16 protein-coding genes, 1 tRNA gene and 1 pseudogene are annotated in these 23,082 nt (G+C 70.2%); 7 read left to right on the forward strand and 11 right to left on the reverse strand.

Annotated features, from left to right (window positions below; all coding sequences use genetic code 11):
- Positions 1-19 precede the first annotated feature (19 nt).
- A complete protein-coding gene (locus ACWGH4_RS01795; protein WP_364902841.1) occupies positions 20-340 on the reverse strand; it encodes a helix-turn-helix domain-containing protein in 321 nt (106 codons plus the stop codon).
- 21 nt (positions 341-361) lie between these two features.
- Here ACWGH4_RS01795 and ACWGH4_RS01800 point away from each other — a divergent pair, with 21 nt between their 5' ends.
- A complete protein-coding gene (locus ACWGH4_RS01800) occupies positions 362-1,363 on the forward strand; it encodes a hypothetical protein (RefSeq protein WP_453454427.1) in 1,002 nt (333 codons plus the stop codon).
- Positions 1,364-1,458: 95 nt separating this feature from the next.
- Complete coding sequence (locus ACWGH4_RS01805; RefSeq protein WP_453454429.1) at positions 1,459-3,261, forward strand: hypothetical protein; 1,803 nt, start codon at positions 1,459-1,461, stop codon at positions 3,259-3,261.
- Positions 3,262-3,504: 243 nt separating this feature from the next.
- Here the strand turns inward: ACWGH4_RS01805 and ACWGH4_RS01810 are convergent.
- Positions 3,505-3,592 (reverse strand) — tRNA-Leu (locus ACWGH4_RS01810).
- Between the two features lie 210 nt (positions 3,593-3,802).
- Between ACWGH4_RS01810 and ACWGH4_RS01815 the strand changes: the two genes are divergently transcribed.
- Positions 3,803-5,083 carry a DUF2254 domain-containing protein gene (locus tag ACWGH4_RS01815; protein WP_453454447.1) on the forward strand — a complete coding sequence of 427 codons (1,281 nt, stop codon included), beginning with the start codon at positions 3,803-3,805 and terminating at the stop codon, positions 5,081-5,083.
- Between the two features lie 274 nt (positions 5,084-5,357).
- On the opposite strand, the gene ACWGH4_RS01820 is transcribed toward ACWGH4_RS01815, so the two are convergent.
- The 5 genes from ACWGH4_RS01820 to sucC form a co-directional block, all read right to left on the reverse strand.
- On the reverse strand, positions 5,358-6,101 hold the full coding sequence (locus tag ACWGH4_RS01820) for a class F sortase (protein WP_453454431.1): 744 nt from the start codon (positions 6,099-6,101) through the stop codon (positions 5,358-5,360).
- A 105-nt stretch (positions 6,102-6,206) separates the two neighbouring features.
- The gene (locus ACWGH4_RS01825; protein ID WP_453454449.1) at positions 6,207-6,686 is read right to left on the reverse strand and encodes a sortase; all 480 of its coding nucleotides are present in this window, start codon (positions 6,684-6,686) and stop codon (positions 6,207-6,209) included.
- Between the two features lie 301 nt (positions 6,687-6,987).
- Positions 6,988-8,529: an aldehyde dehydrogenase family protein gene (locus tag ACWGH4_RS01830; protein ID WP_453454433.1), complete on the reverse strand. Its 1,542-nt coding sequence runs from the start codon at positions 8,527-8,529 to the stop codon at positions 6,988-6,990.
- Positions 8,530-8,692: 163 nt separating this feature from the next.
- The gene (gene sucD, locus ACWGH4_RS01835; RefSeq protein WP_453454434.1) at positions 8,693-9,583 is read right to left on the reverse strand and encodes a succinate--CoA ligase subunit alpha; all 891 of its coding nucleotides are present in this window, start codon (positions 9,581-9,583) and stop codon (positions 8,693-8,695) included.
- Positions 9,584-9,774: 191 nt separating this feature from the next.
- Positions 9,775-10,902: an ADP-forming succinate--CoA ligase subunit beta gene (gene sucC, locus ACWGH4_RS01840; RefSeq protein WP_453454435.1), complete on the reverse strand. Its 1,128-nt coding sequence runs from the start codon at positions 10,900-10,902 to the stop codon at positions 9,775-9,777.
- A 195-nt stretch (positions 10,903-11,097) separates the two neighbouring features.
- Between sucC and ACWGH4_RS01845 the strand changes: the two genes are divergently transcribed.
- The 4 genes from ACWGH4_RS01845 to ACWGH4_RS01860 all read left to right on the forward strand — a co-directional run bounded on the left by ACWGH4_RS01845 (position 11,098) and on the right by ACWGH4_RS01860 (position 17,706).
- A complete protein-coding gene (locus tag ACWGH4_RS01845) occupies positions 11,098-12,783 on the forward strand; it encodes a thiamine pyrophosphate-binding protein (RefSeq protein WP_453454437.1) in 1,686 nt (561 codons plus the stop codon).
- Positions 12,784-12,819: 36 nt separating this feature from the next.
- A complete protein-coding gene (gene frc, locus ACWGH4_RS01850; RefSeq protein ID WP_441261972.1) occupies positions 12,820-14,049 on the forward strand; it encodes a formyl-CoA transferase in 1,230 nt (409 codons plus the stop codon).
- Positions 14,049-16,199, forward strand: coding sequence for an acetate--CoA ligase family protein (locus ACWGH4_RS01855; RefSeq protein ID WP_453454439.1), 2,151 nt, complete (start codon positions 14,049-14,051; stop codon positions 16,197-16,199). Before frc ends, ACWGH4_RS01855 begins: the two co-directional genes overlap by 1 nt.
- A 118-nt stretch (positions 16,200-16,317) precedes the next feature.
- Positions 16,318-17,706: an OFA family MFS transporter gene (locus tag ACWGH4_RS01860; RefSeq protein WP_453454441.1), complete on the forward strand. Its 1,389-nt coding sequence runs from the start codon at positions 16,318-16,320 to the stop codon at positions 17,704-17,706.
- Positions 17,707-17,804: 98 nt separating this feature from the next.
- Here ACWGH4_RS01860 and ACWGH4_RS01865 read toward each other — a convergent pair whose 3' ends face one another.
- The 4 genes and pseudogenes from ACWGH4_RS01865 to ACWGH4_RS01880 all read right to left on the reverse strand — a co-directional run.
- Positions 17,805-18,428, reverse strand: coding sequence for an HAD family acid phosphatase (locus tag ACWGH4_RS01865; RefSeq protein WP_229834540.1), 624 nt, complete (start codon positions 18,426-18,428; stop codon positions 17,805-17,807).
- A 309-nt stretch (positions 18,429-18,737) separates the two neighbouring features.
- On the reverse strand, positions 18,738-22,172 hold the full coding sequence (locus ACWGH4_RS01870) for a HelD family protein (protein WP_453454443.1): 3,435 nt from the start codon (positions 22,170-22,172) through the stop codon (positions 18,738-18,740).
- A 94-nt stretch (positions 22,173-22,266) separates the two neighbouring features.
- Positions 22,267-22,638, reverse strand: coding sequence for a hypothetical protein (locus ACWGH4_RS01875; protein WP_453454445.1), 372 nt, complete (start codon positions 22,636-22,638; stop codon positions 22,267-22,269).
- Positions 22,638-23,082, reverse strand: a pseudogene (locus tag ACWGH4_RS01880) (hypothetical protein); the annotation flags it as partial. The pseudogene ACWGH4_RS01880 and the gene ACWGH4_RS01875, both read right to left, overlap by 1 nt.

Below are 23,082 nucleotides of genomic sequence, written 5' to 3' on the forward strand. Positions count from 1 at the left end.
TCAAATAGGCAATTGGGGATCAGTCATGAGCACACTGGGTCGCATTCGATCCGGGCCAGAGCGCCAGGCCCAGGGCGCGCTCCAGTCGACAGACCGTCAGGACATCCGGCCAGGTGGCTCCCGCCAGCAGATCGCCGATGGTCTGTCTGCCGACGTTGCTCTGGGCGGCCAGTGCGCGCAGCGAGAGCTCCGGCCTCTCGCGCAGGGCGGCGGTGAGGCGGCGGGCAATCGTTTGGACGACCGCCGCGGCGGGCTCCCCGGCGATCCGTGCATCCGGCCACTCCTCCGGATCGACGGCGTAGCTCCATGGCGGCGCCGTGCGCGCTCGGCCTCCGGTCATAAAGATGCGTTCCTTCAGATCGTGATCGACACTGACATCAGTGGCCGGTTAACCGGCCACCTGTCATGGGCCTTGCGCCTGGAGGTCGCTGTGTCGAATCGCCTGCTGGCCTACGCTCCGAAGGCGGAGACGGTGCCGCCCGCCCAGTGGCGCCGCATCGCTCCGGTCGTCCGCTCGCTGGGATTCATGGCCGTCGCAGCGGGACCCTACGGCCCAGACGTGGTCATGACGCCGCTCGCACGGCTGGTCGCCTGGGTCGAGGCCCAGGGCCTCCCGCTCGAACCCTCGGTGATCCTTGACCAGAGCACCGTCGAACGGTTCATCCTCGTCGGCTGCCGCGACATGGCCGCCAACAGCCGCCAAACCTGCAGCAGCCAGCTGCGCCGGGCCTCCGAAGCACTCCTGCTGGACCAGCTCGGACAGCATCCGCCGATCCGGCTGAAGGCCACTGCCGCCCCAGTGGCCCCCTACCCGCCGGCGGAAATCGCCTACTGGCTGATCTGGGCGCAGAGCCTGCCCACCCCCGCCCAGCGGCGCAACGCCTGTCTTCTGTTCTGTCTCGGCGTCGGCTGTGGGCTCGCCGTTGAGGATCTTGTGTACGTTCAGGGGCGGGATATCCTCGCGGGTCCCAACGGCCGGGCACTGGTCAAGGTGCACGGGCGCCGTCCGCGCACTGTCGTATGCCGGTACGCCTACGAGGAACTGCTGCTGGCGGAAGCCGCCCACATCCGGGCAGACGCGTACGCCTTCCGGCCGGACTGGCAGGACCGCACCAGCAAGCACATCGCATCGGACTGGCTGGCCAAGTACCCGCGGATCATCGGTCGTTGTGACGGTGCAGTGTTGCAGACCCAGCGGCTGCGTACGACCTGGCTGGTCGAACTGCTGAATGCAGGTATTCCGCTGAAGGTGATCCTCAGAGCGTCGGGACTCGGGACCCTGCACAGCCTCTCGCGATACCTCGTCTTCCTCCACGACGTGCCCGAAGCGGAGGCATCCGATCTGTTGCGGGGGGCGGCATGAGCAGGAAGAACCCGGAGGACAAACCCTGCCGGCGTACGGGCCTCGCTCTACGCCCTGCACCGCAGGCCCCCGGCCGTACCCTCAGCGACCGCGTTGTGAGGCAGGTCTTCGACCTCGTGCGCCACAGCGGAGTACTGGAACGCCTTCCCTCCAACGAGCACCGGCCAGGTCCGAAGGGCTTGCCGTTCCGCACAGTGCTGATCGGCCTGATCCTGTCGCAGTACATGGGCAAGAGCGCGAACATCAACGACGCATGGGAGACGCTGTTCTTCGCCCTGTCTCCAGGGTCCAAAGCCCTCCTTGACGTCCCCCACGTCGACCTGCACATTCGCGAGGGCGCAACCCGAGAAGAAATCGACCGCGTCGCGCACCACCATTACGCGACGTCGAAGCGCGTCTACCGGTCCTGGGCCTCGATGACCCGACGCCTTGACCCGGCACCACACGACCGCCGGAAGCGGCTGTCGCTCAGCGAGGCCAAGAAGATCCGACGGAAGTGGAATGCCCGCGCCAACCAGGACACCGTGCGCAATCTGGAGGGCATCGCCCAGGATCTGATTCTCGCTCCGGTGATGGCTTCCTACCGGCGCGGCGAATTCGCTCGGTGGCCTGGCCACATCGCGGTCGACGACACTCCAGTTCCGGTCTGGGGCAAAGAGCCGGACTACCACCAGGACCGGGCCTCGCTTGAGATCACCGCCGGGATGTACGTGAAGGGAGGAACGCAGCAGAAGTCGGGGCCCAGCGGCAAAGCTGCGGCCTCCACGAACACTGGCACCCGGCGCGGCACGGCAAACAAGCCAGTGCCTCGCAAGACCAAGTCGGGACAGGAGAAGAAGGCCAACGCGCCGGAGAAGAGAGAGTTCCGCTACGCCATGATGGCTGCGTTCCCGGGCCATGGCCACGGCGACCTCGCTGGCGCCTACCCGGCGGTCTGCCTCGGCATGATCCTTCACACCCCGGGCACCGAACCCGGCCCGGCCGCCCTGCGCGCCATCCAGCCGGCCTTCGAACGAGGCCTGGTCAAAGACCTGTTCTGCGCCGACCGGGGCATCACCCAGGCCAAGCCTCACAACCTGCATCTGCAGCTGCTCAAACTCGGCCTCAACACGGTGAAGCACTACAACGACGACAAGGTCGACCGGCAGGGAGAGTTCCGCGGCATGCAGCTGGTTGGCGGCGAGTTCTACTGCCCGCTGATGCCCACACCGCTCATCACTGCGGGCGCCACATACATCGACAGCCGCACGGACGAGGACCGCGCCCACGCACTCAACCTGATCCAGTCCCGGAAGGACTACCAGACCAAGATCAAGGAGTACGGGCCCGCAGGGGACCAGCGTCGACAGTGCCCCGCCCTCGGGCCCCACGCCACGGTCACCTGCTACCGCCGGCCCCAGCCACGCCCGTCCACCGTCGTCGACCTCGACGCCCCCACTGTCCGTACCTCGGCAGCCCTGCCCACCATCCCCAGGCCCAAGCGGGACACCCCCGTCTACCCCGATATCTGCAGGGGGAAGAGCATCACCGTCCCGGGCACCGTGTTGGCCAAGTGGCGGCAGAAGTACCCCCTGTTCGCCCCTCTGTGGCAAGAAGCCTGGTCCGGACTGCGCAGTCAGAACGAGGGCGGCAACGGCAACCTCAAGAAGTCCGCCCTCGACAGCATCGACAATCCCCAGCTCCGCCTGCCGCACGGACGCGTCGCACAGACCCTGCTCAATGCCGTCATCATCTTTGTGGCAAACCTCAGAGCCATCCGACGGTTCCTCCGCGACCAGGGCATCCAGCCCCGCAAAGCCGGCACGCAGAGCGCCGCAACCCAACCTGGTGAGCACTCCGACCCGCCCCAGGCGCGACTGCTTCCGACCGAGCAGGGCGAGCCTCCGCCACGCGAGTGACACACCTCCGCCGCGCTCCGCCCCCTGAAAACCCCACATGCCTGCGCCACGGGTACCAGCTGTCGCGCAGGCATGTCCTGTTTCCGCAGGTGAGAGGCGCGTTACCTGGACCGCCACTGCCTCACCCCCTCACCGAGCCGATCACGAGGCTCAAGGCCCCAGAAACGACGAAATACCGGTGAGTCACATGACTCGACCGGTAATTCGTGAACGCTTCGGGACGATCTCGTGAACGTCCCCTGCTGGTGTCCGAGGGGGGACTTGAACCCCCACGCCCGATAAAGGGCACTAGCACCTCAAGCTAGCGCGTCTGCCATTCCGCCACCCGGACTCAGGTGATTCGCCCCGGTCTCCCGCGGCGACATGGACAACAATACCAGGGGTTTGCGGTGCCTCTCACCTGCATATTGCGTGGTCAGTGGGGTGCGAGCGGCACTCCGAGAGCTGCGCTACCGCGTGTATCCGAGTAGATGCGCAGCGTTTGGCTACCGTCGGCCGGGTGAGTCAACGTCGCACCTACCGACCGCCCCGAGCCTTGTCCATGCTGCGCGAGCATCTGCGCGAGACGTTCTGGTTCGCCCCCACCGTGGCGCTGATCCTCGTCTTCGTCGTCTGGGCCCTCGCCGACGCTCTCGACATCCTGATCGTCGACACGCTGCGGGACGAAGAGGACTTCCGGAGTCTTCGCGAGCTCATGGCGATCGCCGAGGACGCCAAGACCATCGTCACCACGGTCGCGTCCGCGATGATGACCTTCATCGGAGTGGTTTTCAGCATCTCGCTCGTCGCGGTGCAGATGGCGGCCGGCAACTACAGCCCCCGCGTCGTGCGCATCTTCATCAGGAGCCGCATCAGCAAGCTCACCTTCTCGGTGTTCCTCTCCACGTTCCTGCTGTCGCTGCTGGTGCTGACGGCGTTCGAGAGCGAACGGGACCCCCGGGATGTCACCTCCGTGCCGGTGGTGCAGAGCATCCTGACGCTGCTCATGGTCGCGTTGAGTCTGGTGCTGTTCATCGCCTATGTGACGCAGACGCTCCAGCTGATGAAGGTGGGCCCCGTGGTCGACCGGGTCACGCGGGAGGCGTTCGGGGCGCTGGCGCGTATGCCGAGGTCCGACGCCCCCGGGGACCCGCCCGGGGACGAGACCGCCCGCATCAGTCACCAGGGACGGTCGGGAGCGCTGCGGGACGTCGAGATCGCCCGGCTGGTACGGGTGGCCCGGCGCCATGACGTGGTGTTGCGGCTCATCCCCCGGGTCGGGGACTTCGTCGTGCCCGGAACGCCCCTCCTCACGGTCCACGGCGGCACGGAACGGCCTCTGCCGTTCACGGCCCGGCGGGCGCTGCAGTCGGCCGTGTCGGTCGGCGTGGAGCGCACGTTCCGACGTGACCTGACCTTCGGGCTGCGGCAGTTGACCGACATCGGGCTGCGGGCCTTGTCGTCGTCCGTGAACGACCCGACCACGGCCGTGCAGTGCCTGGACCGGATCGTGCAGTATCTCGCCGTGGTCGCCCACCGGCCGCTCAGCACGGTGTACCACCAGGACGGGAAGGGCCGGGTGCGGCTGGTCCAGCCGGTGTCCGGGTGGGAGGACCTGGTGGATCTCGGCTTCGCCGAGCTGCGGGGGTGCGCGGTCGGTAGCCCGCAGGTCACGCGGCGGATGATGGCCGGGTTCGAGGACCTGCTTCAGCTCGTGCCTCCTGAGCGGCGTGCTCCGCTCGAGCGGCACCGGGACATGCTGGTCCGCGCGGTGCGGCAGTCGGTACGGGAGCCGGCCGAAGGCGACTTCGCCCTCGAACCGGACCGCCAGGGCATCGGCTGACCGGCAGTCGCGCTCCGGCCTGGTCGGCCGGCCTTCGGGAGCGGACAGCCGGGCCCGGCCGGCGTTCGAGAGCGGACCCGGTGGGCCTCGGGCGCGGCCCGCCGGGGCATCGGCGACCGACTGGCGCGGCCCGGCGTGGTCCCTCTGGCCTTCCGGCGCGCCCGGCCTGGTGCGGCCGGCCGTCTGGCGCGGCCCGCCGGAGCCCGGTCGACCGGCCTACGCGGAGCGTCACGGCATCCGGCAGCACGCGGAACGGCGGGCGGCGCGCGGGTGGCTACTTCACGGCGCTGAGTGTCGCGTAGACGACGACGTTGCCCTCGTAGCCGCCTTTCGAGGACCGGTCGCCGCCGCACGTGATCACCCGCAGCTCGGGCCGGCCGGAATCGCCGTAGACCTTCTCGTCCGGGAAGTCGTTCTTGTCGTGGACCTCCACGGCGTCGACGGTGAACACGGCTGTGCGCCGGTCCTTGCGCACGACGTCGATGGTGTCGCCCTTGCCGAGCGCTCCGAGCCGGTAGAAGACTCCCCGTCCGGCGGGGGTGTCCACATGTCCGGCGGTCACGGCCGTGCCGTTCTCGCCCGGGGTCGCACCGTCGCCGTACCAGCCGGCGAGGGTGGGCGCCGCGGCCGGCGGCGGCTGCAGCGCGCCCTTTTCGTTCAACTCCAGGCGGGTCAGCGGGGCGTTCACACCGATGGCCGGGATCAGCAGGCGGACGGGATCCGCAGGGGCGAGAGGCCCGACGGCCGGGGGCTGCGGCGCACGCTCCGGGGCGGGCCGCGCGGCCGGGGGCTGCGGCGCACGCTCCGGGGCCGGTCCCGCGGCCGGGGACTGCGGCGCACGCTCCGGGGCCGGTCGCGCGGCCGGGGCCCGCTGTTGCGCCGGCCCCGGCTGCGGTGGGCGGTCCTCGTGCAGCGCGCCGCCCACCAGCACGACCCCGGTGATCGCGGCGCAGAAGAGCAGCTTGTAAGAGGGGAGACGGGTCGCTTCGGTGGTCCGTGTCGTCGGGGCGTCGTCCATCGGGGCGTGCCTTTGCTCGGCAATGGGCGGGGCGTGTGCGTGGGACCCGGCCGGCCCCCGGTCACCGTGGCGGTGACCAGGGGCCGGTGGGCAGAGACGGTGGCGTCAGGTCCGGACGCCGCCGGAGGCGCGGCGCGTCCTCGCCGCTCCGCCGACGACCGCTCCGGCGAGGAGCAGCCCGCCGAGTGCGAGCTGTGCGCTCTTGCCGGCGGCGTCACCGAAGCCCGCCTCGACGCCTCCGCTGGGGCGGTCGCCGATCCGGTGGGTACCGGTGACCTTGGTACGGGGCGGGCACTTCAGGGTCACCGTGTCGGTGCCCGGAGCGGCGTCGTCGGGCACTTTGAACTCGCCGACCAGGACGCCCTTCCGGTCGCCCTCGAAGAGGTGGAACTGCCCGCCCGCCTCCGACTCCCCCTTGCCGTAGGTCTCCTCGCCGCAGGCGGTGGTGGTGACCGTGACCGTGGTCCCCGGGGCGTTCCGCGGGCTGATCTCGATGTCGCTGTCCTCGGCCGCGGCGACCGGCGCGGCGAGTGCGAGGGTGCCGACGATCACGGCGACCTTGAGACCGGTACGGGCGATGCGCATGTCTTCCTCCATCGGAGCAGTGTCCGGCCCTCTGCGCGGCTCCTCTGCTGTGCTCCGTGTACGAGGCAACCCACAGTCGGTGATCATCGCAATCCGAGGTCCGGCACGGGGGTCACCCGGTAGGGCGCAGGATCCGGCCTCCTTCCGGCACCGGCGCAGGTCGCCGCGGGTCGCCGCTTCGGACACGCCGAGGCGAAATCTGACGACGTGACAGGTGCGAACGGGCTAAGGCCCGCACCGTCCCGGGTGCGTCGGGGGACCGGGACGTGCGGGCGTCCGGCCAGAGGGTCCAGACGACCCGTCAGGCGTTGAGCTGGTAGTCGGGGAAGTTGCCCGGCAGCCGCTCCCCCGGCGGGCCTTCCGTCACGGCCCGCACCAGCAGCTCGCCGCCGACGAACGCGCCGCGCCACGAGGCGCCGAAGCCGCCGAACAGCTCGTCGCGGTCGCCGCGCGAACGGGGCTTGTTGTGGCCGGTCTTGAAGGCGCGGATCTGTGGGGCGAGGCGGCGGAAGGTCGCCGGGTCGTCCGTGGAGAGGGTCGCCACGAGCGCGCCGCCGGAGGCGTTCAGCGCGGCGAGCAGTTCCGCCTCCGTGTCGACGAGGACGATGGTGTCGACCGGGCCGAAGGGTTCGGCGTGGTGCAGCGGGGAGGACGGCGGCGGGCCCAGGAGGGTGACGGGCGGGAGGTAAGCGGAGGTGTCCTGGCCGGGGAGGAAGCGGCCGTCGGCGAGCGTCCCACGGTGGAGGGGGACGGCTCCGCGGTCGACGGCCTCTGCGACCTGGTCGGCCAGCTCCTTGGCCTTGGCCGCGTTGATGAGCGGCCCGAAGTCGAGGGCGGGCAGCGGGTCGTCGGGGTGCTCGACAGCGAGGGGGTGGCCGGTGCGGACGGAGCGCACGGCGGGCAGGTAGGCGGCGAGGAAGTCGGCGAAGGACTCGCGCTGGACGACGAACCGGGGGTAGGCGGTGCAGCGCTGTTTGCCGTAGTCGAAGAGTTTCGGGATGACGGCGGTGAGGGCGGAGAAGTCGGTGTAGTTCCAGACGCCCCAGGTGTTGAGGCCCTCCTGTTCCAGGATGTGGCGTTTGCCGAGGTCGGCCACGGCGGTGGCGATGCGGGCGCCGGTGTCGCGTCCTCCGACGAAGGAGACGCAGCCGATCTCCGGGGAGCGGACCAGGGCCTCGGAGAGCTCCCCGCCGCTGCCGCTGACCAGGGTCAGGGGCACGCCTTCGCGAACGGCGAGCGCGCAGGCGAGGGTCAGGCATGCGACGCCGCCGTCGGTCGGGGCCTTGGCGATCACCGCGTTCCCGGCGAGCGCCTGGACGAGCATGGCGTGGACGAGGACGGACATGGGGTAGTTCCAGCTGGCGATGTTGGAGACCGGGCCGGCGAGGGGCGAGCGGCCGTCCAGCATGGGTTCGACGCCGTCGACGTACCAGCGGACCCCGTCGATGGCGCGGTCGACGTCGGCCTGGGCGAGCCGCCAGGGCTTGCCGATCTCCCAGACGAGGAGGAGGGCGAGCAGCTCGCGGTGCTCGGCGAGGGCGTCGAGGGTGGCGGCGACGCGGGCGCGGCGTTCCGGCAGGGGGATGTGGCGCCAGGCGCGGTGCTGGTCGAGGGAGGCGCGTACGGCCTGTCGGGCGGCGGCCGTGTCCAGCCGGGGCGGGCCGGCTATGGGGCTCTGGTCGACCGGGCTGGTGGCGGGGAGGGAGCGGCCGTCCGCATGCCAGCGCGCGGCCCAGAGGTTGAGGACACGGTCGTCCCGGAACGCTTCGGGGGCGACGGCTGCGCAGCGCTGCCAGGCGTCTGTCCAGGCCGTGCCCGGCTTGAGGGTGAGGGTGGGTGCCATGAAGGTGAACTCCGCTCGTGACGTGTCGTACGGGGCGGGAGACGTTCGGCGACGGGGACGGGCGGCCGGCTCGCACACGCCGGCCGCCCGGAGGTCCCGGTCGGTGATCGGGTCGGGCGCAAGCAGCCCGGTTGCCGACGATGGGGCGTGAAGGGGGGAGCTCTCAGCCGTCGGACATCGCGAGCCGCTCGCGCACCAGGCGTGATGTCTCGGTCGGTGTGGAGCCGACCCGTACGCCGGCCGCTTCGAGGGCCCGCTTCTTTGCCTCGGCGGTCCCGCTGGAGCCCGACACGATCGCTCCGGCGTGCCCCATGGTCCTGCCCTCGGGGGCGGTGAAGCCGGCGATGTAGCCGACGACGGGTTTGGTGACGTGCTCGGTGATGTAGGCGGCGGCGCGTTCCTCCGCGTCACCGCCGATCTCGCCGATCAGCACGATGAGTTCGGTGTCGGGGTCCTCCTCGAAGGCGGCGAGGCAGTCGATGTGGGTGGTCCCGACCACCGGGTCGCCGCCGATGCCGACGGCCGAGGAGAAGCCGATGTCGCGGAGCTCGTACATGAGTTGGTAGGTGAGTGTGCCGGACTTGGAGACGAGCCCGATGCGGCCGGGCTCGGCGGCGATGTCCGCGGGGATGATGCCGGCGTTCGACTGGCCGGGGCTGATGAGGCCGGGGCAGTTGGGCCCGATGATCCGGGTGCCCCGTTCGGCGGCGTACGCCCGGAAGGCGACGGCGTCATGGACGGGAATGCCTTCGGTGATGACGACCGCGAGCCCGATGCCGGCGTCGGCGGCCTCCATGACGGCGGCCTTGGCGAACGGGGGCGGTACGAAGACCACGGCGACGTCCGCGCCGGTGGCCGCCATCGCCTCGCGGACGCCCCCGAAGACGGGGACGGCACGCTCGTCGAAGTCGACGACCTGGCCCGCCTTGCGCGGGTTGACCCCCGCGACCACGTCGGTGCCGGACGCAAGCATCCGGCGGGTGTGCTTCATGCCCTCGGCGCCGGTCATGCCCTGGACGAGGACCTTGCTCTCCTTGGTGAGGAAGACTGCCATGGTTCCCGGGCCTTTCTGTTGAAGGTCGGTCGGCCTCCGGGGCGCCCTGGTCGGCGTCGACGGTCGGTCGTGCTCGGCTGCTCTCCCCCAGCTACCGCTGGGAGGTGCCCACTCGCAGCCTCCGCGCTCTCCCTGCCTTTCGGCGGGAGGGGACCGCTCCCTCTCGACGCCGCCGCGCCCCTTCGGAGCGATCAGATGGCGAGGTCGGCGGCCCGGCGGGCGGCGCCGTCCATGGTGGTGGACTGCTGGACGAGGGGATGGGCGCGTTCTTCGAGGATGGCGCGGCCTCGGGCGGCGTTGTTGCCGTCGAGCCGTACGACGAGAGGTTTGGTCAGGCGTACGGAGTCGAGGGCCTGCACGATGCCTTCGGCGACGGCGTCGCAGGCCGTGATGCCGCCGAAGACGTTGACGAGCACGCTGCCCACGTCCCGGTCGGAGAGGATGACGGAGAGCCCGTCGGCCATCACCGCGGCGGAGGCTCCGCCGCCGATGTCGAGGAAGTTCGCGGGCCTGGCGCCGCAGCCGGCGACGACGTCGAGGGTGGACATGACCAGGCCGGCGCCGTTGCCGATGACGCCGACGGTTCCGTCGAGCTTGACGTAATTGAGGCCCTTGGCGGCGGCCACCGCCTCCAGCGGGTCCTCGTGCAGGGTGGCGTCGTCGTTGCCCCAGCGGGCCTGCCGGAAGCGGGCGTTGTCGTCGAGGGTGACCTTGCCGTCGAGGGCGAGGATGTCGCCGGCGGTGGTGCGCACGAGCGGGTTGACCTCGACCAGGAGGGCGTCCTCGCGGACCAGGACCTGCCACAGGGACTCGAGGACGGGTGCGGTCTCCCGCGGCAGTCCGGCCGCCGCGGCGATCTCGGCGGCCTTGGCGGCGGTGACGCCCTCCGCGGGGGCGACGGGGATGCGGGCGACCGCTTCCGGCCGGGTGGCGGCGACCTCCTCGATGTCCATGCCGCCCTCGGCGGACGCGATGGCGAGGAAGGCGCCGGCGGCGCGGTCGAGGACGTAGGAGACGTAGAACTCGGCCTCGATGTCGACCGGCTGGGCGAGCATCACCGTGCGCACGGTGTGGCCCTTAATGTCCATGCCGAGGATCTGGCGGGCGGTCACCTCCGCGGCAGCGGCGTCGACGGCGAGCTTCACCCCGCCGGCCTTGCCCCTGCCTCCGGTCTTCACCTGGGCCTTGACCACGACGCGGCCGCCGAGCCGTTCCGCGGCCGCGCGGGCCTGCGCGGCGGTCTGCGCGGTCTCTGCTTCCGGAACGGGGATGCCGTACTCCCCGAAGAGTTCCCTTGCTTGGTGCTCGTACAGATCCATGCCGGGCTCCCAGTGCTTCGTCCGAAACGAATGAAAGTGCCGCACGCCCCCTGGACACCACCCACCGGATGCGGGATAACAAGCTTCATACAGTATTCGTCGACTGTATGCAATCTACCGCGAAGCACACCGGGCGGCGCACCGGCGCCCCCTGACCAGCACACCGACTCCCCTACGAAGGGACAGGACCTCGCCATGCCCGACGACAACAGCCAGCAACTCATCTCGGGTGGACACCTGGTGGCCAAGGCGCTCAAAGCCGAGGGCGTGGAGGTCATCTACACCCTCTGCGGCGGCCACATCATCGACATCTACGACGGCTGCGTGGACGAAGGCATCGAAGTCGTCGACGTACGCCACGAACAGGTCGCCGCCCACGCCGCCGACGGCTACGCCCGCATCACCGGCAAGCCGGGATGCGCGGTGGTCACCGCCGGGCCCGGCACCACGGACGCCGTCACCGGCGTCGCCAACGCCTTCCGCGCCGAGTCGCCCATGCTGCTGATCGGCGGTCAGGGAGCGCACACCCAGCACAAGATGGGCTCGCTCCAAGACCTGCCGCACGTCGACATGATGACGCCGATCACCAAGTTCGCCGCCACCGTGCCGGACACGGCGCGGGCCGCCGACATGGTCTCGATGGCGTTCCGTGAGTGCTACCACGGCGCACCCGGCCCCTCCTTCCTGGAGATCCCGCGCGACGTCCTCGACGCCAAGGTTCCCGTCGACAAGGCGCGCGTCCCCAAGGCCGGCCACTACCGGGCCTCGACACGCAGCCCCGGCGACCCGGAGGCCGTGGAGAAGCTCGCCGACCTGCTGGTCCACGCCGAGAAGCCGGCGATCCTGCTCGGCAGCCAGGTGTGGACCACCCGCGGCACCGACTCCGCCGTCGAGCTGGTGCGCACCCTGAACATGCCCGCGTACATGAACGGCGCCGGGCGCGGCACGCTGCCGCCGGGCGACCCGCACCACTTCCAGCTCTCGCGCCGCTACGCCTTCTCGAACGCCGACGTCATCGTCATCGTCGGCACCCCTTTCGACTTCCGGATGGGGTACGGCAAGCGGCTGTCGCCGGACGCCACGGTGGTGCAGATCGACCTGGACTACCGGACGGTGGGCAAGAACCGGGACATCGACCTCGGGATCGTCGGTGACGCCGGCCTGATCCTCAGGTCCGTCACGGAAGCGGTGTCCGGACGCCTCAACGGTGGCGCCGTCAAGCGCAAGGCGTGGCTCGAGGAACTGCGCGCCGCCGAGCAGACCGCGCTCGACAAGCGGCTGCCGCAGCTGCGCTCCGACGCCTCGCCCATCCACCCGTACCGGCTGGTCAGCGAGATCAACGACTTCCTCACCGAGGACTCCGTCTACATCGGCGACGGCGGCGACATCGTCACCTTCTCCGGCCAGGTCGTGCAGCCCAAGTCCCCCGGCCACTGGATGGACCCGGGACCGCTCGGCACCCTCGGCGTCGGCGTCCCGTTCGTCCTGGCCGCCAAGCAGGCCCGCCCCGACAAGGAAGTGGTGGCCCTGTTCGGTGACGGCGCGTTCTCGCTGACCGGCTGGGACTTCGAGACGCTCGTCCGCTACAACCTCCCCTTCGTCGGGATCGTCGGCAACAACTCCTCCATGAACCAGATCCGTTACGGCCAGGCGCAGAAGTACGGCCTGGAGCGCGAGCGGGTCGGCAACACCCTCGGCGACGTCCGCTACGACGAGTTCGCCCGGATGCTGGGCGGCTACGGCGAGGAGGTCCGCGACCCCGCCGACATCGCGCCGGCGCTGCGCCGCGCCCGCGAGTCCGGGCTGCCGTCGCTGATCAACGTGTGGGTGGACCCCGACGCGTACGCCCCCGGAACCATGAACCAGACCATGTACAAGTGAGGAGCGCCGGCCATGACCCAGAACACGACCAGGACCATGACCAAGGCTCTTGAGGGCGTCCGCGTCCTCGACATGACGCACGTCCAGTCCGGGCCCTCGGCGACGCAGCTGCTGGGCTGGCTCGGCGCGGACGTGGTGAAGCTGGAGGCCCCGAGCGGCGACATCACGCGCAAGCAGCTGCGCGACATACCGGACGTCGACTCGCTCTACTTCACGATGCTCAACTGCAACAAGCGCAGCATCACCCTCAACACCAAGTCGGAGCGCGGCAAGGAGATCCTCACCGAGCTGATCCGCCGCAGCGACGTCATGGTGGAGAACTTCGGCCCCGGCGCCGTCGACCGGATGGGCTTCACCTGGGAACGGATCCAGGAGATCAACCCCCGGATCGTGTACGCCTCCATCAAGGGGTTCGGGGAGGGCCCGTACACCAACTTCAAGGCGTACGAAGTGGTGGCCCAGGCGATGGGCGGGTCCATGTCGACCACGGGCTTCGAGGACGGGCCGCCGCTGGCGACGGGCGCCCAGATCGGTGACTCGGGCACGGGCATCCACGCCGTCGCCGGGATACTCGCCGCGCTGTTCCAGCGCGAGAGCACCGGGCGCGGCCAGCGGGTCAACGTGGCGATGCAGCACGCCGTGCTCAACCTCTGCCGGGTGAAGCTGCGCGACCAGCAGCGGCTCGCGCACGGCCCCCTGGCCGAGTACCCGAACGAGGACTTCGGCGACGAGGTGCCCCGCTCCGGGAACGCGTCCGGCGGCGGCCAGCCCGGGTGGGCGGTCAAGTGCTCGCCCGGCGGCCCCAACGACTACGTGTACGTCATCGTGCAGCCGGTGGGCTGGCAGCCGCTCTCGGAGCTCATCGGGAGGCCGGAGCTGGCGGAGGACCCCGAGTGGGCGACGCCGGAGGCCCGGCTGCCGAAGCTGAACAAGATGTTCCAGCTGATCGAGGAGTGGACGGCGACGCTCCCCAAGTGGGAGGTGCTGGAGAAGCTCAACGCCCGCAACATCCCCTGCGGGCCGATCCTCTCGACCAAGGAGATCATCGAGGACCCGTCGCTGGCGGCGAACGAGATGGTCGTCGAGGTCGAGCACCCCGAGCGTGGCACCTTCACCACCGTGGGCAGCCCGCTGAAGCTGTCCGACTCGCCCGTGGACGTGGTCACCTCGCCGCTGCTCGGCCAGCACAACGAAGAGGTGTACGTCGGCGAACTGGGCCTCGGCGACGAGGAGCTCAGCCTGCTCAAGTCGAACGGAGTCATCTAGTGGCGGAGCACGCAGAGCGGCAGGCGGCGGTACGGGCGATCCTGGCGGGCGCGCTCGCCGAGGGCCGCACGGCGCTGACGGCCCCCGAGGGCAAGGCGGTCACCGACGCGTACGGGATCCCGACCCCGGCCGAGGGGCTCGCGGAGACGGCGGACGAGGCGGTGGCGCTGGCGGACCGGATCGGTTTCCCGGTCGCCATGAAGATCGTCTCGCCCGGCATCCTGCACAAGACGGACGCGGGCGGCGTGCAGGTCGGGCTGAAGTCCTGCGCGGAGGTGCGCGGGGCGTTCACCGCCATCGTGTCCAACGCGAAGGCGTACGACCCCGAGGCACGCATCCTCGGCGTGCAGGTGCAGCAGATGGTGCCGGCCGGGACCGAGGTGCTGGTCGGCACGGTCACCGACCCGACGTTCGGCAAGGTGGTGGCGTTCGGCCTCGGCGGTGTCCTCGTCGAGGTGCTGAAGGACGTCACCTTCCGGCTGGCGCCCGCGTCGAGGGACGACGCGCTGTCGATGATGGACGGCATCCGCGCCGCGGAGATCCTGCGCGGGGTGCGCGGCGGTGCGGCCGTGGACCGGGAGGCGCTCGCCGACGTGGTGGTCCGCGTCTCCGAACTGGCCGCCGACTTCCCGGAGATCGCGGAGGTCGACCTCAACCCGGTGTTCGCCTCCGCGGACGGGGCGATGGCCGCCGACGTACGGATCCTGATCGGCACCGAGGTCCCGGCCGAGCGCCGCAAGTACTCCCGCGAGGAGATGCTCACCTCGATGCGGCGGCTGATGCAGCCCCGGTCCGTGACGGTGATCGGCGCCTCCAACGAGCAGGGCAAGATCGGCAATTCGGTCATGCGGAACCTGATCGACGGAGGTTTCCCGGGCGAGATCCACCCGGTGAACCCCAAGGCCGATGACATACTCGGCCGTAAGGCGTACAAGAGCGTGATGGATGTTCCGGGCGAGCCCGATGTGGCGGTCTTCGCGATCCCCGCGAAGTTCGTGGCGTCCGCCCTCGAGGAGGTCGGCCGCAAGGGCATCCCCAACGCGGTGCTGATCCCGTCCGGTTTCGCGGAGACCGGCGAGCACGAACTCCAGGCGGAGATCGTGGCGATCGCCGAACGGTACGGCGTGCGGCTGCTGGGGCCGAACATCTACGGCTACTACTCCACCTGGCAGGACCTGTGCGCCACGTTCTGCACGCCCTACGACGTCAAGGGCGGTGTGGCGCTCACCTCGCAGTCGGGCGGCATCGGCATGGCGATCCTCGGCTTCGCGCGGACCACACGCACGGGCGTCTCGGCGATCGTCGGTCTCGGCAACAAGTCGGACCTGGACGAGGACGACCTGCTCACCTGGTTCGGCGAGGACCCCAACACCCAGTGCATCGCGATGCATCTGGAGGACCTCAAGGACGGGCGGGCGTTCGTCGAGGCCGCACGCGAGACGGTGCGGAAGAAGCCGGTGGTGGTCCTCAAGGCGGGCCGTACGGCGGCGGGCGCGAAGGCGGCCGGCTCGCACACGGGCGCGCTGGCCGGCGACGACGCGGTCTACGACGACGTGCTGCGGCAGGCGGGGGTGATTCGCGCGCCGGGGCTCAACGAGATGCTGGAGTACGCGAGGGCGCTGCCCGTCCTCCCCGTACCGCAGGGCGACAACATCGTGATCATCACGGGGGCCGGCGGCTCGGGGGTGCTGCTGTCCGACGCGATCGTCGACAACGGGTTGTCCCTGATGGAGATCCCGCCGGACCTGGACGCCTCCTTCAAGGCCTTCATCCCGCCGTTCGGCGCGGCCGGTAACCCGATCGACATCACCGGCGGCGAACCGCCCTCGACGTACGAGGCGACGATCCGTCTGGGGCTGGAGGATCCCCGGATCCACGCGCTGGTGCTGGGTTACTGGCACACGATCGTCACCCCGCCGATGGTGTTCGCGGAGCTCACCGCGCGCGTGGTGGAGGAGTTCAGGGAGCGCGGGATCGAGAAGCCGGTGGTGGCCTCGCTCGCCGGGGACGTCGAGGTCGAGGAGGCGTGCCAGTACCTCTTCGAGCGCGGTGTCGTCGCCTACCCGTACACGACGGAGAAGCCGGTCGCGGCGCTCGGCGCGAAGTACGCCTGGGCCCGGGCCGCGGGCCTGTTGGGGGGCGGTCGATGACCTGAGCGACGGCTCGAACCACGGGGTCTGCGGTGACCGCTCGCCGCGGACCCCGGTGCGAAGAGAAACGGACAGGGGGCGCTGGCCAGACTTCTTCCACGCGAGGGGTTCGATCACCATGACGACAACCGACATCTCCACATCCGTCCCCTTCAGGGAGGTGACGGACGCCAACGGGCGCATGTACCGGATCGGCGAGACCGATATCGACATCATGGGCCGCAAGCGCAAGTGGATGGTCATCCTGCCGTGGGTGGGCATGATGGGCATCAGCTCGGCCGAGTACGCGTTCGCGTCCGCCGAGGACACCCTCCACACCGCGCACAGCTGGAGCAGTTCGCACATCTTCTGGATGCTCGGCGTGTGGGTCTTCTTCCAGGCCGCGGTGGCCTTCCCGGCCGGCAAGCTGCGCGAGAGCGGCAAGCTGCCGGCCCGTTGGGCGATGATGCTGGGCGCGGTGGGCACCCTGCTGGGCTATGTCTCGCTGGCGTTCGCGCCCCATGTCGTGGTCGCCTACATCGGCTTCGGCATGTTCAGCGGCATGGGCGCGGGCATGGTCTACGCGACCTGCGTCAACATGGTCGGCAAGTGGTATCCGGAGCGAAAGGGCGGCAAGACCGGCTTCGTCAACGGCGGTTTCGCCTACGGTTCGGTGCCGTTCGTCTTCATCTTCACCGGCTACATGGACCTGACGAACTTCCGCTGGGTGCTTGTCTCCGTCGGTCTGTTCCTGGCCGCGACGGTCGCCGTCGCGGGCTACTTCTTCCAGGACCCGCCGAAGAACTGGTGGCCGGCGGAGGTCGACCCGCTGCGCAAGCCCGACGACCCGCGGGCGCGCCGGGCGCTGGAGAAGAACCCGCCGGCGGTCAAGCAGTACACACCGAGGGAGGCGTGGCAGACCGGCCGGGTGGCGCTGATGTGGTTCTGTCTGCTGTGCACGTCCGGTGTGAACATCTTCGGTATCGCCTTCCAGGTGCCGTTCGGTGACGAGGCCGGATTCGCGGGCGGCATCGTCGCGACGGCGATGTCCCTCAAGGCGATCGTGAACGGCACCGGGCGCGGCGTGATCGGCTGGCTCTCGGACCGTTACGGCCGCAAGCAGTGCCTGATCTTCGTCTGCATCGTGCTCGGTCTGTCGCAGTACGGCATCCTGTGGTCGGGCAACATCCACAACCTGCCGTTGTTCCTGCTGTTCTCCAGCATCTCGGGGTTCGGCGGCGGCGCCATCTTCCCGATGTTCGCGGCGATGACGGCGGACTACTTCGGCGAGAACAACAACGCCTCCAACTACGGCCTCGTCTACAGCTCGAAGCTGGTGTCGGGCCTGCTTGGTTCCGGCATGGGCGCCGTGGTCGTGGGCGCCTGGGACTACGCGGGAGCGTTCGTCCTGGCCGGTTCCATCTCACTGTTCGCCGGCTTCGTGGCGATATTCCTGCATCCGCCGGGGCGGCCGCGCAAGGGCCGGATCGCGGCCAATCCGCAGCCGATCAGCCGGGACATGGGCTGAGCGGACCACGGTGGGAAGTGCGGCCCGGGCGGCCGCGGCGGCCGGGAGACCGGTCACCGCGGCCGTCCGGCCGTCGTACGAGGTGTCTGCCCGAGGATCTACGACAACTGGCCGTCGTAGTCGGGGAGCTTGAAGGTCCGCTCCGCGTGCCCGCCGACGAGGTCGGTGGTGTTGTTGCCGATGTTGGCGATGATCGTGTAGCCCTTGGCCTCGATCTCCGCGCGCTTCTCCGTCTTGTAGGCGCTAACCTCGCCGAAGAGGTCCGGCAGGTCGCGGACGTAGAGTCCGTCGACCGGGTAGCCGGTCTGCTTCAGGTTCCAGTCGGTGAGCGAGTGGATGATGCCGGGGCGGGCGGTCACGAAGAAGACGGCGACGCCACGGGAGTCGGCGTAGCGGGCGAGCTCACGCATCTCCTGGATGGCGGGGGTGGGCAGCTTCCAGAACGGATGGAAGTGCGTCTCCAGCGAGGTGTTGTCGATGTCGAGGACGATGGCCTGCTTCTCGCCGGCCGCGTCGGCGGTGCGCTCCTCGATGTAGGGGCGGGCCTGGGCGACGACCGCGGCGACGTCGCGCCGCCAGGTGTCGTAGTCGACGCTCTGTGCCTGTACGGCCGTTGCGGCTTGGGTGGTCTCGGCGTGGGCGGAGGCGACGGGCAGTGCCGCGAAGAAGGTGAGGGCGGCACCGGTCGCCGTGGCGCGGACCGTCCATGTGCGTGCATGCATGGGGGGGTTCTCCTGGGTGTGGAGGCAGCTCAGGGAGCCCGTCCGGCCATGATCGACCGAACGGGTTGACATGCTCGCGCTTAATGATGGACGGAAGGCGACGTTCTTACTACCGGCCGGTAGCGCCTTTGTTCTCCGAGTGCGCGGAGGGGCGGTGTGCGCCTTGGACCCGACGGCAGCGACCCGCGGCCCGGTTCCGACGACGCCGAGTGGGCCGGCCGAACCGGTCGCCCACTACGGCACCGTGCAGGGCCCGTCCGGACGCCGTGACCGGCGTCGGCCCGCCGTTCGCGGAACGACGGGGAGGGTTCACGCCGGGCGGCGGCCCAGGGCTGTGTCGGGGTCGTCGCCGCCCCAGCTCCCGGGAGTACGCCACAGGAGGTGAACGCCGAAGACGTCGCGCAGGATCTCGGCGGCCCAGTCCTCGGCAGGCGGCTCGCACAGGACCAGAAAGAGGCTGTCGGCCGGCGTGTGCAGGGTGTGGTTGATCTCGAGAAGGCGGATCGCTCCCAAGCGGAGGTCCTCGTACGCTGAGCGGCCGACTCCCAGGACCTCGTAGACGAACAGTCGGCCCGTCACGGTGCAGAGGACGTCGACGGCCTCGGAGTCGGTCGTCTGGAGGTCCGCCCACAGCAGCTCCGACTTCAGCGCGTGGCGCACCGCCTCATGCTTCTTGCAGGTGCGGTCGGTGGCGGCCGAGGCCTCCAGGGTCCGCAGGAAGCCTTCCTTCGTGTTCCCGGCCGGTTCGGCCGGTGCTTCTTCGACGGTGGACACGATTTCGGTTTCCTTCTGTTGGGAGCGCTCGGGCATTTGGGCCGCGGCACCGGTGGCGTTCTCAGGGGCTTCTTCGGCAGCGTCGGCGAGGCGGGTACGGAGCATCTCTCGTGCTCCGACCAGGGCCTCGGCCCAGCCGGATTCGTCGAATTCGGCCCGCAATCGGCCGGTGTCCAAGGTGCTGTCCTTCAGCGCGCGGTTCGTACGTGATGCGAGGTCGCGCAGCACGCCCAGGCGCCGCCGGTCAGGGGAGCCGAGGACGCGGTACACGTCGACCCAATCCGCCTGGTCGCGGCGGAGGACGCGGTTGGCCATGCCTTGCAGATCCGACAGCCGGGCGCGGGCATCTTCGAGAACACTCTCGTCACCGGCGACCAAGTCGTCGAGCACGCTGAGCGCCGCCACGTAGCGATGAGCCATCTTCGGCGAGACGGGCAGGCGGCCTCGCCGGTCGGCGGTGAGCACGCTCTGACCGGTCTCGTTGGCGAAGACCCAGCAGTCCAGTTCGTCGCCGGCGTGCGGAGGGGTGGAGCCGTGCCTGACCATCAGGACGAGCGGGCGGTCGGTCTCCGGTGAGAGCGCCTTGACCTTGTAGCGGCCACCCGGGCCGGGGCCGAGGACCCGGACGCGGATGTCGGCTCCGATCTCCGGAACGTCGTCTGCATCCGTGCCGGATCCTCCCTCGGTGGAGGGGATGTGCGGGACGGGATCCGTGCTCAGGAGGGCCTTGGGGAGTCGTGAGGTGTGCAGCACCGTCAGGCTCTGCGTGCTGCGGGTGAGTGCGATGTAGAGCTGCCGCAGACCTGCCGGGCCGCGGTCGGCGATGGTGGCGGGCTCGACGACCAGGACGTGGTCGTACTCCATGCCCTTGGCCTCAGCGGCGGCCAGGACCGACACCGCCTCGTGCTCCGTGTCCGTGATGCCGGTGCTCTCGTCGAAGCGGCGGCTGATCTCGTCCAGCCAGTTCGAGTCGTCGGGGACGATGACGGCTACGGACCGCGGCGTGCTCCCGTCGCTGGTGCCGATCAGACGGGTTACCTGGGCGACGGTGTCGTCGAGGAGCTTCCACGGCTCGGTCGCCACCGTCCGAACGGCCTCCTCGCCTGCCTCTCGTACGGCCTGCGGATAGGGCAACCCCGGAGCGACCGCGCGGGCGAGGGGTGCGACGAATTCCATGATCTCGGCCGGTACGCGGTAGCTGGTGTTCAGTTCGGCGACGCGCCAGTCTCCGTGGTCGGACAAGAGCGTGCCGAGAGGGTCCCAGCTGAGGTGGGTGTGGGGGCCGGTGGCTTGGGCGAGGTCGCCGAGGACCGTCATGGAGCCGCCGACGGCGCACCGGCGGCGCAGTGCCCGGGCCTGCAGCGGGGTGAGGTCCTGAGCCTCGTCGACGACGATGTGGCCGTAACGCCGGGGGGTCTCGCCGTCGATGAGGAAGCGGAGTTCTTCGAGGCAGACGTGGTCATCGAGAGTCCATGGTTCGGCCTCGGCGGTGGCGGCCCGTGGCCGGTGCAGCGTCGCCTGCTCGTCGTCTTCGAGGATGCCGTCCGCGCAGAGGCGCAGCAGGTCGGGCGAGTCGTAGAGGCTGCGCAGGGCTTCCCTCGCACCCGGGGAGGGCCAGATGCGTTCGACGAGCCGCTCGACGCGGCGGTTGCGCTCGAGGTCGCGGCGGATCGTGCCGCCCTGACCGCGGCGCGGGGCGATGGCGGCCAGTTCCTGCAGGAGGCGGTCGACGAACAGGCTGCGGAAGCGTTCGCGGCGCTGCCGGTAGGGGCCGTCGGCGGCACGTGTCTCGTCGAGGAGGGTGAGGACTTCGGACTTCGGCACGCGCAGCGTCGTGCTGCCGGCGGTGACGACGACGGCCGCCTCGTCGCCCTCGTAGGAGGGTGCGGTGGTGAGGTCGTCGAGCGCCTCGGGGCGGCAGTCGCTCTCGACGCGGCGCCGCAGGACGGCTGCCATGCGCTCGTCGGACTTCACCAGCCGCGCCCGCGGGGTGTCGGTGCCGAGGACGTCCCCCTCCCACAGGCGGTTCAACTGAACGGCGTTGACGTCCCGGGTGCCGAGGGTGGGCAGCACCTGGCCGACGTAGTCGAGGAACCGCTGGTGGGGGCCGATGACGAGGATGTCCTGGGCCTTGAAGTGCTCGTTGTTGACGAGCCAGGTCACACGGTGCAGACCCACCGCGGACTTACCGGTGCCCGGGCCGCCCTGCACGACGAGGATGTCGGACGGGGAGCCGGTCACCAGGTCCATCTGGTCGCGCCGGATGGTCTCGACGATGTCCCGCATCCGGCCCCTGCGCGAGCGCTGCAGCTCCCGCAGCAGGAAGTCGTCCGGCTGGAGCGGCTTGCGCCGCTGGTGGCGGGTGACGTCGCCGGGCGTCGGGGACAGCGGCGGGCGCTTCTCGAGACGTGCCGTGTCCGGTTCCGGACGCGCGGCGACGGGTGTCTCGGCGGCGGGCCGGATATCGGCCTCGGTCGCGTCGTCGGCGGCAGGCCGCGGCTGCGGGACGGGAGCAGGGGCGGGGACGGTGGCGGCGGCGATCTCGTCGAAGTAGCCCTGGACGACACGCTGCACGCAGCGCAGCTGTCGCCGCAGGACCACCTCACCGGGGGCTTCGGGCACGGCCTCGGCCCACTTCTTCACGAGCGGGCTGGTCCACAGCAGAACCACGGGATCGTTCTTGGCGTCGCGCACACCGCGCCGCCCGATGTACCAGGGACGCGGCTTTCCGCCCCGGTCCTCCGGCGCGTCCACCCGGGAGAAGACCAACGACTCGTCGCCGAGCCCGCCGTACGCTTCGGCCTGCGCCTCCGCGTGCTTCCGGTTGGCGATACCGTCCTTGCCGCTCGCCGATGCCGTGGCGGCCGATGTGCCGGTCATCTCGGCCAGCTTCGCGGTGTAGCAGTCGTATGCGTGGTCCACCGCCTTCTGCTCGGCGGCAATGACTTCGTCGTGCGTGGTGGTGCCCATGTGCGTCCTCCCTGCGGGCGCCCGTGAGCGCCGCTACGGGCCTGCGCCCGTACCCCGCTGAAACAACTATCAGAAACCGGACGGTGACAAACAGTCAGGGGCACAATTCCTGGGTCAGCTCCCCGACTTCGACGCGCCAGGCGCTCACCTGATCGTGCGTGGGCCCGATCTCGTACTGGTGGTAGTGGCAGCCCAGGCACAGGTGCGACCAGACGGACTTGGCGCGGCGCGCTGTCTCCGCCGCCGTGTAGCAGCGCAGGCACAGCAGTTTGGCCCGGCCGGTGGTACGGGACAGGCCCGGCACCGCGGTGTCCAGCACCCGGTCGACGGAGATCTCCAGGGCGGTCCGCAGCGCGAGAGCGGCCCCGCGGTGCCGGCCGGCGGCCGTGGCACCGTGAAGGTCGCCGGCGAGCAGCCGGTCGGCCGTGTCCAGCAGGTCAGTGACGGAGGCGGCGGCAGTACGCATCAGGCCGTCACCCCCGCCTTGCGCGCCTGCTGCGCCAGCGCCTCGACGTCGTCGACGAAGCGACGGGCATCGGTGACGCGGGCGCCCGTGGGGTGAGCGCCGCTCTGGCACAGGCGGATGAGCTGCCACACCGAGGCCCCGTACCGGGCTCGTACCTCGCCCTCGACGTCGTCGGCCCTCGCGGCGTCACCGAACAGGGCGAGCGCCGCGACCTTCCGGAACTTGTCGGCGTCGTCGATCGCGTCATGCAGTTCCCGCTCCGGTCCGCCGCGGCGGTGATGCCGGATCCACGCGGCTTCCAGGAAGGCGTTCTCCAGGGCGATGCGGCACAGGCTGGGCAGCACGTGGGTGCGTGCGGCATCCGGGAGGTTCGGCGTGGCGACGATGGCTCTGGCGTCGGCGAGCGCCTGCCCGACCGGATCGGTCAGGCGCTCGATCCTCACC

Source organism: Streptomyces sp. NPDC054847 (genome assembly GCF_053610925.1).

Coding starts and splice junctions, on each gene's coding strand:
- ACWGH4_RS01795 (WP_364902841.1), bottom strand. CDS start 340: ATGACCGGAGGCCGAGCGCGCACGGCGCCGCCATGGAGCTACGCCGTC.
- ACWGH4_RS01870 (WP_453454443.1), bottom strand. CDS start 22,172: ATGGGCACCACCACGCACGACGAAGTCATTGCCGCCGAGCAGAAGGCG.
- ACWGH4_RS01865 (WP_229834540.1), bottom strand. CDS start 18,428: ATGCATGCACGCACATGGACGGTCCGCGCCACGGCGACCGGTGCCGCC.
- ACWGH4_RS01825 (WP_453454449.1), bottom strand. CDS start 6,686: ATGCGCATCGCCCGTACCGGTCTCAAGGTCGCCGTGATCGTCGGCACC.
- sucD (WP_453454434.1), bottom strand. CDS start 9,583: ATGGCAGTCTTCCTCACCAAGGAGAGCAAGGTCCTCGTCCAGGGCATG.
- ACWGH4_RS01815 (WP_453454447.1), top strand. CDS start 3,803: ATGCTGCGCGAGCATCTGCGCGAGACGTTCTGGTTCGCCCCCACCGTG.
- ACWGH4_RS01830 (WP_453454433.1), bottom strand. CDS start 8,529: ATGGCACCCACCCTCACCCTCAAGCCGGGCACGGCCTGGACAGACGCC.
- sucC (WP_453454435.1), bottom strand. CDS start 10,902: ATGGATCTGTACGAGCACCAAGCAAGGGAACTCTTCGGGGAGTACGGC.
- ACWGH4_RS01875 (WP_453454445.1), bottom strand. CDS start 22,638: ATGCGTACTGCCGCCGCCTCCGTCACTGACCTGCTGGACACGGCCGAC.
- ACWGH4_RS01820 (WP_453454431.1), bottom strand. CDS start 6,101: ATGGACGACGCCCCGACGACACGGACCACCGAAGCGACCCGTCTCCCC.
- frc (WP_441261972.1), top strand. CDS start 12,820: ATGACCAAGGCTCTTGAGGGCGTCCGCGTCCTCGACATGACGCACGTC.
- ACWGH4_RS01860 (WP_453454441.1), top strand. CDS start 16,318: ATGACGACAACCGACATCTCCACATCCGTCCCCTTCAGGGAGGTGACG.
- ACWGH4_RS01845 (WP_453454437.1), top strand. CDS start 11,098: ATGCCCGACGACAACAGCCAGCAACTCATCTCGGGTGGACACCTGGTG.